This window comes from Flavobacterium ammoniigenes (assembly GCF_020886055.1).
In the GTDB taxonomy this organism is placed as follows: domain Bacteria; phylum Bacteroidota; class Bacteroidia; order Flavobacteriales; family Flavobacteriaceae; genus Flavobacterium; species Flavobacterium ammoniigenes.
Genome location: NZ_AP025184.1, coordinates 1,488,239 through 1,506,062 on the forward strand (window position 1 = coordinate 1,488,239; position 17,824 = coordinate 1,506,062).

A 17,824-nucleotide genomic window follows, 5' to 3' on the forward strand; every position below is an offset into this window, starting at 1 on the left:
TTTATATAAACAAAAAACCGAGCTAGAAATAGCTCGGTTTTTTTATGGAATAGGATCCGACTTTTGCAAGCCGGATTTTTTTATTTCGGATCTAAAGCTTTGTCAATACGTGCTACTAAATCCAATAAATGTAGTTTACTTAATCGGTCAGTTGCACGGGCGGCAGCCGCTTTTACATTAGATTTTAAACTTACTAATTGACCTCTAGCGATAGATGGTAAATCAGTTTGGTTTAAGTTAACTGTTCTCGTGTTAAAACCATAAGTTACACCAACTGGAACTGATCGAACGGTCGCATTTCCAGGGTTTAATAATCCAGTTACTTTATCCACAAATACTTTTTGAAGATTTCTTCTGTAAATATCGATTGGTTTATTCGTTTTTAATTCAGCAAAAATTCCGTTACGTACATCAGTCATTAATTCATCTACAGTATAGTTGTTTTTGTTGATAGATGAACCTTCAAACAAACGTACCATTCGGTCACCAGCTAATAAATTACTTAATGTTGATTCTTGCATCGCTTTAATCGCTTCCACACCGTTGTCTGGGTTGATTTTTGCTAACACATTTTGATCCATTAACCATTTAGGCGTAGCAAACAATTGTGTGTTTAAGAAGCTAACAGCTTCCTTTTGAATACTTCTTGGCACCACTTCAAATTGGTTACCACCCATATCGTAAGTTTTTGGAGTATCATAAATACCACCAACATTTTTCGTTACATGACCTAAATAACGTCTGAATTGACCTGTAAGTGCAGAGTATAATTCATCTAACTCAGCATAACTTTCTCCTTTTTCAGCACTCCATTTTAATAAATTAGGTAGAATGCGTTTCAGGTTTTTGATTCCGTAAGCTGAGGCTTTCATAGCATTGTCACCAATATCTTCTGTTTGATATCTTGGGTCATATGGACTAGATTCAGTACCAAACCAAAGGCGACGATTTTTGTAAGCTTCTTTAGTCATTTCATTCAAGATAGCTTTCTCTTCTTTATCAGTTTTGGCATCTTCAAAATAAGAGTACCCCCATTTAATAGCCCATTTGTCATAATCTCCAATTTTTGGGAACAAATGTTTTACTCCATCTTCTGGTTGAGCAACATAATTGAAACGTGCATAATCCATGATCGAGGAAGTGTGCCCATTTTTCTCTTGGAAGGCAGCATCTCTTAATTTTTCTACAGGAGTAGCAGAACTTGCTCCCATATTATGACGCAATCCTAAAGTATGTCCTACTTCGTGAGAGGATACAAAACGAATTAATTCGCCCATTAAATTATCATCAAATTGTTTTTTTCTAGCTTCTGGATCAACCGCTGCAGTTTGAATTAAATACCAGTTGCGCAACAAACTCATGATGTTGTGGTACCAACCAATATGACTTTCTAAGATTTCTCCAGTTCTAGGATCGTGAACATTAGGTCCGTAAGCATTTTGAATTTCAGCAGCAAAATAACGCAATACAGAAAAACGAGCATCTTCCAAACTCATTGTTGGGTCGTTTTCTGGCCAATATTCGCCACGAATAGCATTTTTCCAACCGGCATTTTCAAAGGCTACTTGCCAATCGTCAATACCTTGTTTGATGTATTTTTTCCATTTATCTGGCGTAGCAGGGTCAATATAATATACAATCGGTTTTGCTGGTTCAATCAATTCACCTCTTTTTTGTTTAGCCGCATCTTCTTTTGATTTTGGTTCCAAACGCCATCTTACCGCAAAAACTTCGGTATCCGATTTGTGTGATTCTTCTTCGAAAACACCATATTGGTTGGCAAAATAGCCTACACGTGCGTCAAATGTTCTTTTACGCATTGGGTTTTTTGGCAAAGCAATCATGGAAGTATTTAATTCTACTGTTAAAAAACCTGAGTCTAAACCAGCAGGTAAATTAGTACCAATTCTTGGTGTTGGATTCAAAGAAATCAAAGCTGGAACTGTAGAATAGGTTTTTACCGTTCTAATTTCAGTATTGATTGGGAAACTGCTTATTTTTTGAATAAACGATTTTTCTTTTTGGAATGCCTGAATACTTAAGGTTTGTTTTTTTACAGGGTCCAAAGAAAACGTTTGTACATCTCCATCAAAAGTTGGTGTCATGTCAATCACATAACCCGATTCTTTTCCATCTTTATCTTTTTTGATCGCTAAAATATCATAGTTTCCTATAATTGGATTTGCAGAGGAATTTTTTACCGCTTGTGCTAATGGTTTATCTCCGTCTGGTGACATAATAACGTAACTGATAGAACGTAATAACAAGGTGTTGTTCAATCCTTTTTCAAATTGAATCACTTGTCTGTTCACTTCTTCACCACCAAAAATTCCACCACCCGCAGGAGTTTTAGAAAATCGAGTAATGGTCATGATTTCAGTATCCAATAAATTAGCTGGAATTTCAAAAAGGTATTTCGCATCCATTTTATGAATATCGATTAACCCTTTTTGAGTAACGGCCGTGGTATCAATTACTTTATTGTACGGTTTAGGCCCTTTTTTAGCCTCAGGTTTTGGTGTTTCTGAAGCTGTAATTGCAGGTTTAACTGCATCTTTCTTTTTCTTTGTTTGACTGATTGCTCCTTGGCTAAAACAGACAAGTAGACTTACTACAATTAAACTCGATTTAAGTTGTACCATTGAATTCCTCTTTTTAAATTAATATTTAGTTATTGGTAGCATAAGGTGTTAATTATTCGTAAACATACTACGAATATTCAAATTTATTGCTTTATTTTTAAAATAACCATATGAATTTTCGGTTTTGTTTGAATACTGATATTAATTACTAAAACAATTAATATTGTATAAATATGATGAAACTCATAGGTGCAGAGGTAAATTCTACCTATTTTTGTGAGGGTTTGACTAATATATTAGAGTAGGTTAAATGTCATTAATGGATTTTGTTTATGAGAAAAATTAAATACAAAAAAGGTCGAAAAGTACAGCCCTTACATTTAGAATATACGGGTATCCATAAAAATAGTGAATCTGAAATGCAATTGTTTGTCTATGATGATTTGACATTAACAGAGTTCGAAAAAATAAATGTAGCCGACTTTGATACAAATATTACCATTCAAAAAACCAATTGGCTCAATCTTCATGGGCTAAATGATACCGAGTTAATCAATGCTCTAGGGGATTATTTTGCGATTGACAGTTTTATGTTGTCTGATATTTTAAATACGACCAAACGAACGAAATTAGAAGAGCAACAAGAAGTGTTGTTTTTTAATATTAAATCTCTTTTACCCAAAGAAAATACAGATACGATTCAAACGGAGCAAATTAGTTTTTTAATTAAAGAAGGTGTTTTGATTTCGTTTCAAGAAAAGCGAAGTGATTTCTTTACGCACATTCGTGAGCGAATTCGAACTCATTCTGGGATTGTGAGAACCAAAAAAGCCGATTATTTATTGTATATTTTATTAGATGCCGTAATGGAAAACTTCTACATTACTTTGGAACATGAAGAGGACAAAGTAGAAGAGTTGATTAATTTATCTAAGAATAGCGATAATCCCATTATCTTGGAGCGTATTGAAAAACATAGAGACAATTTTAATTTATTAAAACGCTCTATCATTCCACTTCGAGATTCGCTTTACGATATTAAAAGTATTAAAGACGATAACGTATTCAACCTAATTGAAAATGATAATTTTAGTTTTTTTGCAAGGTTATATCAAAAAAGCTTGGAACTTTTGGAACAAATTGAATCGGATATGGGCGCATTAGATAGTGCTTCTAATTTCTTTTTCTCGGCACAAACGCATAAGATGAATGAGATTATGAAAACCTTGACTATTGTGTCGGCTATTTTCATTCCTTTAACTTTTATTGTTGGAGTATACGGAATGAATTTCGAATTCATGCCCGAGTTACACTATCCGTATGGCTATTATACCGTTATTGGGGTAATGGTGCTAATAGGAATTGCCATGTTGTTGTATTTCAAAAAAAGAAGGTGGTTTTAATCCCTTTATCTAACTAATAATTCAAGTATATTCGCATTCTTAAATTTATAAAAATGAAACAGTTATTTTCTTTATTGTTCGTATTTGCTTTTGGATTTACTCAAGCACAAACCGTGAGTTCTCCTTCTGGTAAAATCGCTCTTTCTTTTCAATTAACCTCTTCAGGCCAACCTACTTATTCGGTAAATTATAAAACGAAGTCAGTTGTTGTATCGAGTGATTTAGGAATTAAATTAAAAGATAAGCCTGCATTGAATGCAAACTTTGAGATTCAAACATCAAAAAACAACACCTTCAATGAAACTTGGAAGCCGGTATTAGGGGAACAAACTACCATTGTCAATCACTACAACGAATTGGTTGTTAGTTTAGTTCAAAAAAACACCAATGTAAAATTGAATTTGGTCTTTAGAGCTTTTGACGAAGGAGTGGCATTTCGCTACGATTTCCCTAAACAAAACGAACTGAATTATTTTGTTATTTCGGATGAAGAAACCCAATTCAATTTGACAGAAAACAATAAAGTATTTTGGTTACCGGGTGATTTTGACAGTAATGAATACGAATACAACGAAACTAAATTTTCGGATATAGACAATTCAAAAATCAACATGAATAACGGAATCGGAGTAAAATCCATTCCAGGAAAATATACGGTTCAAACCCCCTTAATGATGAAGTCCCCATCGGGCTTGTATGTCAATATTTTTGAAGCTGCAGTTGTGAACTATCCAGTGATGCATTTGAAAGCGGATGTATCTAGTTACAAATTAAAATCTGAACTAGTTCCCAATGCAATTGGTGACAAAGCCTATTTACAAACGCCTTGTGTATCGCCATGGAGAACCATTATGATTAGTGATGATGCTAGAGATATCGTGGCTTCTAAAATGATTTTAAACTTGAACGAACCTTCTAAATTGGAAGATACTTCTTGGATCAAACCAATGAAATATGTAGGTATTTGGTGGGAAATGCATGTAGGTAATTCGACATGGGATTATGCAGGTTCTCAAAATGCTACTACTGATTTTGGAACAAAACTAGCCTCATCAGGGCGCCATGGAGCAACAACTGCCAATACGAAACGCTATATTGATTTTGCTGCTAAACATGGTTTTGATGGCGTATTGGTGGAAGGATGGAATGAAGGATGGGAAGATTGGTCAGGCAATTGGAAAGAAGAAGTTTTTGACTTTGTAACACCCTATCCTGATTTTGACATTGCCGCAATTTCGGCTTACGCCAAAGCTAAGAATGTAAAGATGATTATGCACCACGAAACCTCAGGTTCGGTGGCAAATTATGAAAGACGTTTGGATCGTGCTTTTGAAAATATGGTGAAATACAATTATCCAGCTGTTAAAACGGGTTATGTGGGAAAAATTATTCCGCGTGGTGAAATGCACGATGGACAAACGATGGTAAATCATTTTGCGCATGTGGTAAAACGAGCAGCAGATTATAAATTAATGGTTAATTCTCACGAATCATCCCATCCAACAGGCCTAGGAAGAACCTATCCTAATTATGTAGCCGCTGAGGCAGCACGTGGAAACGAATTCAATGCTTGGAGTATTGGAAATCCGCCGATGCACGAAACGATTTTACCGTTTACTCGTCAATTGGGTGGTCCAATGGATTATACGCCTGGGATTTTCGAAATTAAAATGAGTCATTATGATAAGAAGAAAAAAGAGCAAGTGCAGACTACTTTGGCAAAACAGTTGGCCTTATATGTAACGATGTATTCTCCTATTCAAATGGCGGCCGACTTGCCAGAGAATTATGAAAAATATTCAGATGCATTTCAGTTTATTAAAGATGTTGCGATCGATTGGGATGAGAGTAGGTATTTACAAGCTGAACCAGGGGATTATTTGACAATTGCCAGAAAAGCAAAAGGAAAACAATCTTGGTTTTTAGGTGCAATAACTGATGAGAACCCTAGAAATACTGAAATTAAATTGGACTTTTTATCCAAAGGAAAAAAATATAAAGCTATTATTTATGAAGATGCTAAAGATGCCGATTGGAAAATGAATCCAAAAGCGTATTCAATTCGAACTGTGATAGTAACTAATTCTTCAAAAATCAAATTGAATTTAGCCCCAGGGGGTGGAACGGCAATTAGTTTTGAACCCATCAATTAAGTATTCAAACCTGCTTTTTATAAGCAGGTTTTTTTATACCATTAATTCTCATTTATTTAAAAAGAATTCCGAAATTGCCCTTTCAATAAATTTACCACTTATGAAAAAATCACTAGTAGCAGGAGTACTTTTCTTTAATGGATTAGCCATGCTAGCACAATCTAATGACGAACAAGTTATCAAAGATATTTATAAATCAGGTTTAACCAATGCCAAATGTTATGGTTGGTTAGAACATTTATCTAATAAAATTGGATCTAGATTATCTGGTTCTGACAATGCTGAGAAAGCGGTGCAGTATACCAAAACTCAATTAGAAACTTTAGGATTAGATAAGGTATATCTCCAAGAAGTGATGGTGCCCAAATGGGTTCGCGGTGAAAAAGAGATCGCCTATATTTTGGATAATAAAACAAAAATAACAGTACCAATAGCCGCATTAGGAGGTTCGGTAGCCACTTCTAAAAATGGTTTAACTGCCGAAGTTATCGAAGTTCAAGGTATTGAAGACTTAAAAAAATGGGGAGATAAAATCAAAGGAAAAATTGTTTTTTATAACCGTCCAATGGACCCCACTTTTATTGAAACCTTCAAATCCTACGGTGGTTGTGTGGATCAACGCTATGCTGGCGCTAAAGAAGCAGCAAAATTTGGGGCCGTAGGAACAATTGTTCGTTCGATGAATTTGCGGTTGGACGATTTCCCACATACGGGTGCGCAAAGTTATGGTGATTTATCTCCGGCGGAATACATTCCGACTGCAGCAATTAGTACCAATGGCGCCGAATTGTTAAGCCAAAAATTAAAAGCCAATCCAGCTTTAAAATTCTACTTCAAACAATCTTGTGTACAAATGCCAGACGTACTTTCGTATAATGTAATTGGAGAAATTAAAGGAAGTGAACATCCAGAGAATATTATGGTTGTTGGTGGGCATTTGGATTCCTGGGATTTAGCTGATGGCTCCCATGATGATGGAGCAGGAGTAGTGCAGAGTATGGAAACGGTTCGAATTTTCAAACAGATTGGGTACAAACCTAAAAATACTATTCGAGTGGTGTTGTTTATGAATGAAGAAAATGGAGGAAGAGGGGGGAAAAAATACGCTGAGTTAGCACAAACCAATCATGAGAACCACATCTTCGCTTTAGAAAGTGATTCGGGTGGGTTTAGCCCAAGAGGTTTTTCTATTGAAGCTGACGATGCTAATTTTCAAAAAGTACTTTCATGGAAAAACCTATTTGAACCGTATTTGATTCATAGTTTTGTAAAAGGCGGTGCGGGTGCCGATATTAATCCGCTAAGTTCAGGTAAAATTGTGAAAGCAGGATTGAAACCAGATTCACAACGCTACTTTGATTACCATCATGCTTTGAACGATACATTTGATGCAATCAATAAAAGAGAATTGGAATTAGGTGCAGCAACAATGACTTCTTTACTGTATTTAATGGATCAAAATGGAATTATAAAGTAAAAAAAAAAGGCTTCGAAAGAAGCCTTTTTTATTCTATAGGTTAGTAGGATTTAAATTCTAAAAATTCCTCCAACAGCTATGATTTTTTGAAAGAAAAAGAATTCTTGAGACGCTGAATCGGTATCGCTAAAAGTAGTTTGAATATCAGGCATATTGATATAACCTCCTTTTACTTCTGTTTGAATATAAAAATGCTTGAAAAAAGTGACGTTTAAACCTGCTTTTACAGAAGCGCCATAGCCAGCAACATGAAAATCATCGTGTCTTTCTTTGTTGAATACTTTAGCATTAGTTTTTGGGAATAAAAATCCAGCACCAATGCCTTCGGTTAGATTCACTTGAATTTTGTCGGTATCCTTAATGTTGAATATCTTGGAAATATCATCATGTCTTGAAACTTCGGTATTCACATAGTTCAATCCATCGGTATGTTCAAAAGTTAAAAATGATTCGGTTAAACGGACTAAATGATCTCCAAATCCTTCTGCATAGGAGTATCTGTTAGGATAATTTCCAGTATATCTCACAATTATATCTTGGTTCATTACATATTTCATATGATCTACCCCGATAGCAACACTGTAATGATCATTAACGAAGTAACCCATTCTAAAATTGGTTTGTGGTATGGTCATTCGACCCGGGTTGATGTAATCGACATGCCATCCTTTGGGTTTGTCATGAGCAGTTACATCGTAAATAGTGAAATTATAATCAGTTCCTTTAAAAGTAATATCTGATTTAGAATAGGAATCGCGGTTACCTCCCCAAGAAACAAAGAATTTTCCTTTGTTATGGGAGGTGTATTTATCTTGTGATTTTATGGTTTCCTGAGAAAATACAGAAACTGTAACGAAAAGTAAAGCGCTAGATAAAAGAAATTTTTTCAACGATTTGTAGTGTTAAATTAAAACTGATTTACCGTTTTTCGGATGGCAACTAATTTGGTCATTAAGTCTTCAAAATAATCCAAATGCAGCATATTAGCACCATCACTTTTAGCATTAGCTGGATCAAAATGGGTTTCAATGAAAATTCCGTCTACACCAACTGCAATACCTGCTTTGGCAACGGTTTCAATCATATCAGGTCTTCCGCCAGTCACACCTGCAGTTTGGTTGGGTTGTTGTAAGGAATGCGTAACATCTAATACAGTTGTTGCATACTGTTGCATCGTTGGAATTCCTCTATAATCAACAATCATATCTTGGTAACCAAACATGGTACCTCTATCCGTAACCATAACATTTTGGTTGTTGCAATCCAATACTTTTTGAACAGCATGTTTCATACTTTCTGGACTCATGAATTGTCCTTTTTTCAAGTTGACGGTTCTACCGGTATTGGCTGCAGCCACTACTAAATCAGTTTGGCGAACTAAAAACGCAGGAATTTGTAGAATGTCGACATATTGTGCTGCTTTATCAGCATCCTCATTTGTATGAATATCCGTAACTGTTGGTACGCCAAAAGTTTCTGAAACTTTACGAAGTATTTGTAATGCTTTTTCATCACCAATACCTGAGAAACTATCAATTCTAGAACGATTCGCCTTTTTAAAAGATCCTTTAAAAACAAAAGGAATTTCTAATTTGTCAGTAATACCAACTAATTTTTCAGCAATACGTAATGCCATTTCTTCTCCCTCAATTGCACAAGGACCTGCCAATAAAAAGAAGTTACCACTTTCAGTATGTTTGATTTGTGGGATATGTTGTAGGTTCATAATAATCAATTTATTTAAAGTACAAAGGTAGTTAGGAATTAGGAATTAGGAATTCGATTTTCCAACTATTTTCGTTTTGGGATATAAAAAAAGCTCTACTGTTAGGTAGAGCTTTTTGTGATTTCAAGTTGAAATATTAGAATTTCAAGTTTACATCTAATTCAAATTCGTCAGCAATAGCTTTATCTCCGATAGAAGTAAAGAAAGTTCCAGAACCGTATTTGATATCGTATTTCGTTCTGTCAACCATGAATTTAGTTGAAGCAGCGTTAGCAGTTGTAGCTAAGTCAAAAGTTACAGGGCTTGTAATTCCTTTGATAGTTAAGTCTGCAGTTACAGTAAATACGTTAGCTGATTTTACAGCAACCTTTTTGAAAACTAATTTAGCAGTTGGAAATTTGTCAGTTCCAAAGAAATCATCAGCTTTTAAATGACCGTTTAATTTTCCTAACCATTCTCCTGTTAAATCAGTAGCAGTTAAAGAAGTCATGTCTACTGTAAAGTTTCCACCAGCAACTTTTTTCCCTTTGAAAACTAAAGCACCATCTTTAAAGTTAACCGTTCCATTGTGTTGTCCAGTTACTTTTTTCCCTAACCAGTTGATTGAACTTTTTGCAGCGTCAATTTTTTTAGTTTGAGCTGATACTGATACTGTAGCAAATGCTACTACTAATGCTAATGCAATTGATTTTAAATTTTTCATTTGTTTTAAATTTTGATTGTTAATATTAAAGTGTGATAAATAATTTGTCGTTTGATTTTCTAACTTTTTTGTAATGCTGTGTAGCGTCTTCTTCATGTCTGTAGCCAATAGGCGCTAATAAACTTGCATTCAAACCTAGTTTATCTAAACCTAAGATTTCATTTACTTGAGCAGGAATAAAACCTTCCATAGGCGTAACGTCTATTTTAAGTTCAGCGGCAGCATTTAATAAATTTCCCAAAGCTAAATAGGTTTGTTTTGAAGTCCAAATGTTTCTTACTTCTTCTGGCAACCCCGTGATGTTTCCTTTCATATAGTCCACATATCCTTGAATGGCTTCTAATGGTAATTCTCTCGTTTTGCAAATTGTTGATGCAAATTGATCAATTCCAGCTTCACCGAAATTCAATTCGTTAGCAAAAACCAATAAGTGTGAGGCATCTGCTACTTGTGCTTGTCCATAAGAAGCGGCAACTAATTTTGCTCTTAATTCTGGGTTTTCTACAATGAAAACTTTATACGGTTGCAAACCATAAGAAGAAGTACTCAAGCGAATTGCTTCTTTCAAAAAAGCTAAATCAGCTGCTGAGATTTTTTTTGTAGCATCAAATTTCTTGGTAGCGTATCTCCAATTCTGGTTTTCTAAAAATGTACTCATAGTATTAATTATTGTTTATTGATTTCTAAATTTTTCTAATAATTCATTTAATTGTAGTTGTTCTTCCTCTGATAATTTTTGAGAATAGGACTCTTCGTGTAATTTAACTTTAGGTTCTAATTCATTTAAAAGAGCCAAACCTTTTAGGGTGATGGTAACCTCTATTTTTCTTCGATTGTCAGGACATACTTCGCGTGTTACCAATTCTTTTAGCAACAATTTATCTACTAATCGGGTAGTGTTGCTGGTTTTGGCTAACATTCGCTCTTGAATGACAAACATATTGGTTGGATTTCCTTTTTGTCCTCTTAAAATACGAAGTACATTAAATTGTTCAGATGAAATATCAAAGGGCTTCAATATTTCGTTAAAACTTTCTGCAATTATGTTTTGAGTATACATAATATTCATGATAATTTTTTTAGAATTATCCATGGGTACAGTAGATTTTAAAATGTCTTCAATCTTCATATTTGTTGCTACGTAATTTGTAGGTACAAATATACTGTAATTTTTATTTGTATATACAAATAAAAATTATTTTTTTTGTAAAAATTTTATATAAGTTGATTCAATACGTTTTATTTCCAGTTTAATTGTAAGGCAAAACAGTTTTTGTCTTCTTTTGTAATACTAAAAATACTGGTGCTAGATTCTGTATTTTCATGAATAATCACTGCGTCATTTAATGAAAGTTCTTTCATAAAATTCATTTCGAAACTATCAATTTCTTGGTTCAAAATTTTGGTTTCGTCGGCTAGATCCAAACACCATTCTAAATATTTGACATTGTTGGCATGATTGACAATGTCCAAATCGGAGAGACGAACCGTTTTTTCAAAGACCATTTCTTTGTCGTGATTCAAGTTTATTTTAGAAAAAGTAGCTTGTGTTGCCTTATTATCCGGAAATAATTCGAAATGTTCATAAGGCAAAGCCAAAGCTTCGGGGCGACGAAGTTCGGTATTGAAAACCGCCCAAAAGGTTTCAGATCCTACGATTTTTTTTCCATTAACATACATTTCTAAAGCACGAACCGAGCGGGAGTTTTCTAACGAATTAATCCAAGTCTTTACTGTAACTACATCGCGCCATTTAGGCAATTTATTAACTTCGACACGCATTCTACTCAACACCCAAGCTTGGTGAAACTCCTGCATATCAGTAAAACTAATTCCGCCAATTTCAGAATGGGCTGCAGCAGTCATTTGCAATAAATTACACAATTCGGTGTATTTCAAATAGCCGTTAGGCGCACATTGAGTGAAATTAATTTCCCAGTCTTTGCTTAAAACAGATGTAAAATTTGGAGCGATTGGCATAAAAAAATTATGAATTATAAATTATGTTTGATTGGATATAATTGATAATTGTTTTTCTATCGGTTTCAAAGTCAAACCATTGGGCATTTTCAGTTCTTTTAAACCAGGTCAATTGGCGTTTGGAAAATCGGCGCGTGTTCTTTTTGATTTCTTCAATAGCAAAGTCCAATGTACTTTCACCATCAAAATGCGCAAACAATTCGCGATAGCCCACGGTTTGTAAGGCGTTTAATTCTTTGTGTGGATATAATTTTTCGGCTTCCGCCAAAAGACCATCGTTTATCATGATATCCACTCGTTGATTGATTCGGTCATACATCACGCTTCGTTCGGCTTCCAAACCAATAATGATAGGCGTAAAATTCCGATTGTTTTTTGCTTGATTTAAGAAAGAGGAGTAAGGTTTTCCGGTACCAATACAGACTTCTACAAATCGCATCATGCGTTGCGGATTTTGTAGTGTTTGCGGATTTTCCAAACTTATTTTTTTAAAATAGTTGGAATCCAAAAGGGCTAATTGATCTTGTAAATACGAAATTCCATGTTGCTCGTACTTTGTATTTACTTCTTCACGAACTGAAGTATCAATATCAGGAAAAGAATCAAACCCTTTTAGAATGGCATCGACATACAAACCAGAGCCTCCTACCAAAATAGCAAAATCATTGGTTTTAAATAATTCGTTGAGTTTTGGAATGGCCTCTTTTTCAAAATCACCAACGCTATAGTTTTCAAAAATGGATTTGTTCTGAATGAAATGGTGAGGTGCAGCAGCTAATTCTAGATCCGTTGGAACGGCGGTGCCTATGCGCATTTCTTTAAAAAACTGTCGGCTGTCACAGGAAATAATCTCACATTGAAATTCTTGTGCCAAAGCAATGCTTAAGGAAGTTTTTCCTATAGCAGTAGGTCCAATGATGGTAATGAGGTATTTCATCTGCGAATTCTAAACGTGTTCTAGCCCCGATTGTAGTGAAAATCCTTTGCTTTAGAGCAAAGATTGTAACGGAAAGCGGGAATAGCTCCTAATAAATTAAAACGAAATTACTTTTAGCGATTTACTTTTCCTAATTTGTCCTTGAATAATTGTTTTGGCATCGCGGTTGTGTTGCATAGGAATCAAAATATTTTTTAAGACGTCAATGTTGGTCACTTGATAATTCAAATCGTAAAACGCATAGCCTTTGTAAATGCCATTTTCAATAAGCACAACGGAACGTTCGTTAATGTTTCGGCCACGGTCAAGTATCACGATATTTTTGTTTTCGAAACTATTTTCGGTAATGAATTTTTGAACTCGTGCATTGTATTCTTCAGGGGTGATTTTGCCAATACAAGCGCCATCACATTCTTTGATTTTGTATTGAAAACAGTCGGCATTGGTTTGGTATAAACCCGTTAATTTTTGGCACAAATGGTACTTTTCGGTAATGCGAAAAAGGGCATTTTTACCTTCTTGTAAAGTGGTAAAAGAGGTGATTTCTTTTTTGCGACCGTCGACTTTTTGGAGTCTCAAATTCAAGTAACCACTGCTGTCTTTTTCAGTATACAAAGCCCATTCAAAGATACTTTTGCGTTGGGCACGATTATAAACGGGCTTATTGATTTTGATTTCTTCGCTTTCTTTTAAAAGCGCAATCAATTCGCTACCCGTTTCTTCGGGAGTAACCGAATAAACTTCTCGTTGTATTTTTTTAGACTTGGTTGAAGTTCCTGTAAAATGCTGGTTGATTCGCTTTTTAATGTTGCGGCTTTTGCCAATGTAAATTAAATCGCCTTTTTCGTTATGAATGTAATATATTCCTGTTTTGGAAGGTAAATGTTCTACTATATCCAACAATTTTGGCGCAATTCCTTTTTGAATTTCCTGTTTGATATAGTCGTTTAATATTTGCTTTTCTACATCTTTTTCCAAAAGCATTTTGAACAATTTGGTGGTTGCTATGGCATCGCCACTAGCTCGGTGTCGGTCGGACATTGGAATACCCAAGGCACGAACTAATTTACCTAAACTGTAAGAAGGTTGGTCCGGAATTAATTTTTTAGACAATTCTACGGTACACAATGTTTTGGCTTGAAAATCATAGCCTAGACGTTTGAATTCGGTTCGTAAAATTCGGTAGTCAAAGGAGGCATTGTGTGCCACGATGATACAATCAGAAGTGATCTCGATAATGCGTTTGGCCACTTCAAAAAATTTGGGTGCCGAACGCAACATGGCGTTATTAATTCCTGTCAATTTGACCACAAAAGGCTGAATGGGTATTTCGGGATTGACTAAACTGATGAATTGATCCACCACCTCGTGACCATCAAATTTGTAAATGGCGATTTCGGTAATTCCTTCTTCGTTGAATTGACCTCCGGTAGTTTCTATGTCAAGTATACAGTACAAATTAGTAGGCAGTGTTCAGTTGATTAGTATTGATTCATTGCTAAGTAGGAAGCAATTTCTTTTTTGTTATTTATCTTCCTCCAAAGATACTACTTCCAATACGAACCATGGTGCTGCCACATTTGATGGCGAGTTGATAGTCACCTGACATGCCCATGGAGAGTGTATTCAGTTGGCAGTTTTTAGTATTCAGATTCGAATACGAATCAAAAATGGTTTTCAAACGACTGAATTCTTTTTCTACTTGAGCTGTATTGTTCGTAAAGGTTGCCATTCCCATGAGTCCCACAATTCGGATGTGGTTCATTTCATTTTTCTCTTCTTGAATGAATTCAAAAATTGTTTCTAATTCTTTTTCGTCCAAACCAAATTTGGATTCCTCTTCAGCGATATAGATTTGTAATAAACAATCAATGATTCGGCTGTTTTTTTGGGCTTGTTTGTTGATTTCTTGTAATAATTTTAAACTATCCACACCATGAATCAAACTCACAAAAGGCGCCATGTATTTTACCTTGTTGGTTTGAACATGTCCAATCATATGCCATTGAATGTCCTTGGGCATGGCTTCCCATTTTTCGGTCATTTCTTGGATTTTGTTTTCACCAAAAATACGCTGACCCGCTTCATATGCCTCCATTAAATCGGAAACGGGTTTGGTTTTGGAAACCGCAACCAAAGTCACTTTTTCAGGAAGGGATGCTTGGATAGATCGTAAATTATTTTGAATTGACATAGCTGTCTTTAGTATTAAATGAATTGAGCGGATACTTTTTCAGCCTTTTTGCTTTCGGCATAATTATAAAAACCTTCTCCTGATTTTGCACCTAATTTTCCGGCACGAACCATATTGACTAACAAAGGACAAGGCGCGTATTTTGGATTTTTAAAACCATCATGCATCACGTTTAATATAGAAAGACATACATCAAGTCCGATAAAATCGGCTAATTGTAAAGGTCCCATGGGATGTGCCATTCCTAATTTCATAACAGTGTCTATTTCATGAACGCCAGCTACTTTATTGTATAAGGTTTCGACCGCTTCATTGATCATGGGCATCAAAATTCTATTAGCAACAAATCCAGGATAATCATTGACTTCAACAGGTACCTTCCCTAATTTTTCCGAAAGATTCATGATGATTTGAGTGACTTCATCGCTGGTGTTGTACCCTCGAATTACTTCTACTAATTGCATGATGGGCACTGGATTCATAAAGTGCATGCCTATTACTCGTTCTGGATGTGCTACTACAGCTCCAATTTGAGTGATAGAAATGGAAGAAGTATTCGTTGCTAATATCGTATTATGGGAACAAGATTCGTTGAGTTGTTTGAAAATAGCCAATTTCAAATCGACATTTTCTGTAGCGGCTTCAATCACTAAATCAGCGCCAACTACTCCGTCTTTTAAGTCGGTATAGGTAATAATATTGGTGATAGTTGTAGCAACATCTTCCTGCGAAATAGTTCCTTTGGCTAGCATTCGATTCAAATTAGACGCTATTGTGTCCATTCCTTTGTCCAAAGCCTTTTCAGAAACATCAATCAATTTTACAGTAAAACCTTTTTGAGCAAAAGTATGGGCAATTCCGTTACCCATGGTACCAGCTCCAATTACAGCAATTGTTTTCATTTGGTACTTATTTATTTTCCATAGAATCTATAATCTGATAGGCCACACGCAAAGCGTTGGTTGCTTGTTCCAAAGTAACTACTGGTGTAGTGTCGTTAGTAATAGCATCAGCAAACGATTCTAATTCGTCTAAAATTGCGTTGTTTTGTTGCACTTCAGGATTAGAAAAATAAATTTGTTTTTTCACACCTTCAGCATTTTGTAAAATCATATCAAAGTCACCAGGAACCTCAGGAGCGTCTTTCATTTTGACTACCTCACATTTTTTTTCTAAGAAATCAACAGAGATATAAGCGTCTTTTTGAAAAAAACGTGTTTTGCGCATGTTCTTCATCGAAATTCGGCTGGAAGTCAAATTGGCTACACAACCATTTTCAAATTCGATTCGAGCATTGGCAATATCAGGAGTTTCACTAATTACTGAAACGCCACTAGCATGAATGTTTTTTACTTTTGAATTGACAACACTCAAAATAGCATCAATATCGTGGATCATTAAATCCAAAACTACAGGAACGTCAGTACCTCTTGGATTGAATTCAGCCAAACGATGTGTTTCAATAAACATCGGGTTTTCAATCATATTTTTAGTAGCAATAAAGGCAGGATTGAAACGTTCTACATGTCCTACTTGACCTTTTACTTTGTATTCATTGGCTAAAGCGATAATTTCTTCCGCTTCTTCAACAGTGGTAGCGATGGGTTTTTCGATAAACACATGTTTTCCTGATTTGATAGCAACTTTGGCACATTTGTAATGCGATAGTGTAGGAGTTACGATGTCAATAACATCTACAGCATGAATTAATTTAGCAATTGTATCAAACTGTTTGTATCCAAACTCCGCAGCTATTTTCGCCCCGTTTTCTTGATTTTCATCATAAAAACCAACTAATTCGAATTTTTCCGATTGTTGCAACAAACGCAAATGTATCTTTCCTAGGTGACCAGCACCCAATACTCCAATTTTCAGCATAATAATGTAGTTTGGACAAAAATAGCAATAAATTGGTGAATTAATTAGGCGATAAAGACAATTATTTGTTCCATTTATAATTAAATTTTGCTATTTGGAATTGGAATTTCTTTGTTACTTTTACCAAAATTAAATCCCGAATTTTGAGAGACACTGCAAAACATCAAGGGCTTCGTAATCAATTAGTAAGCGTTTTAGAGCAAAAAGGTATTACGGATAAAAAGGTACTTGAGGCGATAAAAAAAGTGCCAAGACATTTGTTTTTGAATTCCAGTTTTGAAGATTACGCCTATCAAGACAAAGCATTTCCAATAGGTGCTGGTCAAACTATTTCTCAGCCGTATACTGTTGCATTTCAATCCCAATTATTAGAAGTTCAAAAAGAACATAAAATTTTGGAAATAGGAACGGGATCGGGCTATCAAACCGCTGTTTTATGTGCTATGGGAGCCAAAGTATATACGATAGAACGCCAAATAGAATTGTTTAAAAAAACTTCGGTTTTATTACCAAAATTAGGTATTCGTCCTAAGTATTTTGCTTCGGGAGATGGATACAAAGGATTAGAAATTCACGGACCTTTTGACAGTATAATTGTTACTGCGGGTGCTCCAATTATTCCGAAACCATTGATGGCACAATTAAAAATAGGAGGACGACTAGTTATCCCATTAGGTGAAGAAGTGCAAATAATGACACTATTGATCCGTAAAAATGAAACGCAATTTGAAAAACACGAATTGGGAGAATTTAAATTCGTTCCTCTTTTAGAAGATACTAATTAAATAATC

The 17,824-nt window shown here is 35.1% G+C and carries 16 protein-coding genes; 4 read left to right on the forward strand and 12 right to left on the reverse strand.

Going from position 1 to position 17,824, the window contains the following annotated elements:
- Positions 1–80: 80 nt before the first annotated feature.
- Complete coding sequence (locus LPC21_RS06860; protein ID WP_229316422.1) at positions 81–2,642, reverse strand: zinc-dependent metalloprotease; 2,562 nt, start codon at positions 2,640–2,642, stop codon at positions 81–83.
- A 272-nt stretch (positions 2,643–2,914) separates the two neighbouring features.
- Here LPC21_RS06860 and corA point away from each other — a divergent pair, with 272 nt between their 5' ends.
- The 3 genes from corA (at position 2,915) to LPC21_RS06875 (ending at position 7,615) form a co-directional block, all read left to right on the forward strand.
- Positions 2,915–3,985: a magnesium/cobalt transporter CorA gene (corA, locus tag LPC21_RS06865; RefSeq protein ID WP_229316423.1), complete on the forward strand. Its 1,071-nt coding sequence runs from the start codon at positions 2,915–2,917 to the stop codon at positions 3,983–3,985.
- 53 nt (positions 3,986–4,038) lie between these two features.
- Complete coding sequence (locus tag LPC21_RS06870) at positions 4,039–6,138, forward strand: glycoside hydrolase family 97 protein (RefSeq protein WP_229316424.1); 2,100 nt, start codon at positions 4,039–4,041, stop codon at positions 6,136–6,138.
- 100 nt (positions 6,139–6,238) lie between these two features.
- A complete protein-coding gene (locus LPC21_RS06875; protein WP_229316425.1) occupies positions 6,239–7,615 on the forward strand; it encodes a M20/M25/M40 family metallo-hydrolase in 1,377 nt (458 codons plus the stop codon).
- Between the two features lie 50 nt (positions 7,616–7,665).
- Here the strand turns inward: LPC21_RS06875 and LPC21_RS06880 are convergent, their stop codons facing one another.
- The 11 genes from LPC21_RS06880 to LPC21_RS06930 all read right to left on the reverse strand — a co-directional run bounded on the left by LPC21_RS06880 (position 7,666) and on the right by LPC21_RS06930 (position 17,033).
- Positions 7,666–8,505 carry a hypothetical protein gene (locus LPC21_RS06880; protein WP_229316426.1) on the reverse strand — a complete coding sequence of 280 codons (840 nt, stop codon included), beginning with the start codon at positions 8,503–8,505 and terminating at the stop codon, positions 7,666–7,668.
- 17 nt (positions 8,506–8,522) lie between these two features.
- A complete protein-coding gene (gene kdsA, locus LPC21_RS06885) occupies positions 8,523–9,341 on the reverse strand; it encodes a 3-deoxy-8-phosphooctulonate synthase (RefSeq protein WP_229316427.1) in 819 nt (272 codons plus the stop codon).
- 136 nt (positions 9,342–9,477) lie between these two features.
- Complete coding sequence (locus LPC21_RS06890; RefSeq protein WP_229316428.1) at positions 9,478–10,044, reverse strand: YceI family protein; 567 nt, start codon at positions 10,042–10,044, stop codon at positions 9,478–9,480.
- A gap of 25 nt (positions 10,045–10,069) precedes the next feature.
- Complete coding sequence (locus LPC21_RS06895; protein ID WP_229316429.1) at positions 10,070–10,702, reverse strand: NAD(P)H-dependent oxidoreductase; 633 nt, start codon at positions 10,700–10,702, stop codon at positions 10,070–10,072.
- A 15-nt stretch (positions 10,703–10,717) separates the two neighbouring features.
- On the reverse strand, positions 10,718–11,173 hold the full coding sequence (locus LPC21_RS06900; RefSeq protein WP_229316430.1) for a MarR family winged helix-turn-helix transcriptional regulator: 456 nt from the start codon (positions 11,171–11,173) through the stop codon (positions 10,718–10,720).
- A 110-nt stretch (positions 11,174–11,283) separates the two neighbouring features.
- On the reverse strand, positions 11,284–12,024 hold the full coding sequence (locus LPC21_RS06905) for an acyl-[acyl-carrier-protein] thioesterase (RefSeq protein WP_229316431.1): 741 nt from the start codon (positions 12,022–12,024) through the stop codon (positions 11,284–11,286).
- A gap of 7 nt (positions 12,025–12,031) precedes the next feature.
- Complete coding sequence (gene miaA, locus LPC21_RS06910) at positions 12,032–12,961, reverse strand: tRNA (adenosine(37)-N6)-dimethylallyltransferase MiaA (protein WP_229316432.1); 930 nt, start codon at positions 12,959–12,961, stop codon at positions 12,032–12,034.
- Between the two features lie 96 nt (positions 12,962–13,057).
- Entirely contained in the window at positions 13,058–14,419 is a 1,362-nt protein-coding gene (locus LPC21_RS06915) for an exonuclease domain-containing protein (RefSeq protein WP_229316433.1), read from the reverse strand.
- A 70-nt stretch (positions 14,420–14,489) separates the two neighbouring features.
- Positions 14,490–15,155, reverse strand: a complete 666-nt coding sequence (locus tag LPC21_RS06920; protein ID WP_229316434.1) for a YggS family pyridoxal phosphate-dependent enzyme — start codon at positions 15,153–15,155, stop codon at positions 14,490–14,492.
- A gap of 14 nt (positions 15,156–15,169) precedes the next feature.
- On the reverse strand, positions 15,170–16,057 hold the full coding sequence (locus LPC21_RS06925) for a 3-hydroxyacyl-CoA dehydrogenase family protein (RefSeq protein WP_229316435.1): 888 nt from the start codon (positions 16,055–16,057) through the stop codon (positions 15,170–15,172).
- A 7-nt stretch (positions 16,058–16,064) separates the two neighbouring features.
- Positions 16,065–17,033, reverse strand: a complete 969-nt coding sequence (locus tag LPC21_RS06930) for a Gfo/Idh/MocA family protein (protein WP_229316436.1) — start codon at positions 17,031–17,033, stop codon at positions 16,065–16,067.
- A 143-nt stretch (positions 17,034–17,176) separates the two neighbouring features.
- Between LPC21_RS06930 and LPC21_RS06935 the strand changes: the two genes are divergently transcribed.
- Positions 17,177–17,818 (forward strand): protein-L-isoaspartate(D-aspartate) O-methyltransferase, encoded by a 642-nt coding sequence (locus LPC21_RS06935; RefSeq protein ID WP_229316437.1) that lies wholly within the window; start codon positions 17,177–17,179, stop codon positions 17,816–17,818.
- Positions 17,819–17,824 lie beyond the last annotated feature (6 nt).

What these genes read in the sequence shown, in the direction of transcription:
- LPC21_RS06860 (WP_229316422.1), bottom strand. Translation starts at nt 2,642, where the DNA reads ATGGTACAACTTAAATCGAGTTTAATTGTAGTAAGTCTACTTGTCTGT.
- LPC21_RS06920 (WP_229316434.1), bottom strand. Translation starts at nt 15,155, where the DNA reads ATGTCAATTCAAAATAATTTACGATCTATCCAAGCATCCCTTCCTGAA.
- LPC21_RS06875 (WP_229316425.1), top strand. Translation starts at nt 6,239, where the DNA reads ATGAAAAAATCACTAGTAGCAGGAGTACTTTTCTTTAATGGATTAGCC.
- LPC21_RS06905 (WP_229316431.1), bottom strand. Translation starts at nt 12,024, where the DNA reads ATGCCAATCGCTCCAAATTTTACATCTGTTTTAAGCAAAGACTGGGAA.
- corA (WP_229316423.1), top strand. Translation starts at nt 2,915, where the DNA reads ATGAGAAAAATTAAATACAAAAAAGGTCGAAAAGTACAGCCCTTACAT.
- LPC21_RS06890 (WP_229316428.1), bottom strand. Translation starts at nt 10,044, where the DNA reads ATGAAAAATTTAAAATCAATTGCATTAGCATTAGTAGTAGCATTTGCT.
- LPC21_RS06870 (WP_229316424.1), top strand. Translation starts at nt 4,039, where the DNA reads ATGAAACAGTTATTTTCTTTATTGTTCGTATTTGCTTTTGGATTTACT.
- LPC21_RS06895 (WP_229316429.1), bottom strand. Translation starts at nt 10,702, where the DNA reads ATGAGTACATTTTTAGAAAACCAGAATTGGAGATACGCTACCAAGAAA.
- miaA (WP_229316432.1), bottom strand. Translation starts at nt 12,961, where the DNA reads ATGAAATACCTCATTACCATCATTGGACCTACTGCTATAGGAAAAACT.
- LPC21_RS06930 (WP_229316436.1), bottom strand. Translation starts at nt 17,033, where the DNA reads ATGCTGAAAATTGGAGTATTGGGTGCTGGTCACCTAGGAAAGATACAT.
- LPC21_RS06900 (WP_229316430.1), bottom strand. Translation starts at nt 11,173, where the DNA reads ATGAAGATTGAAGACATTTTAAAATCTACTGTACCCATGGATAATTCT.
- LPC21_RS06925 (WP_229316435.1), bottom strand. Translation starts at nt 16,057, where the DNA reads ATGAAAACAATTGCTGTAATTGGAGCTGGTACCATGGGTAACGGAATT.
- kdsA (WP_229316427.1), bottom strand. Translation starts at nt 9,341, where the DNA reads ATGAACCTACAACATATCCCACAAATCAAACATACTGAAAGTGGTAAC.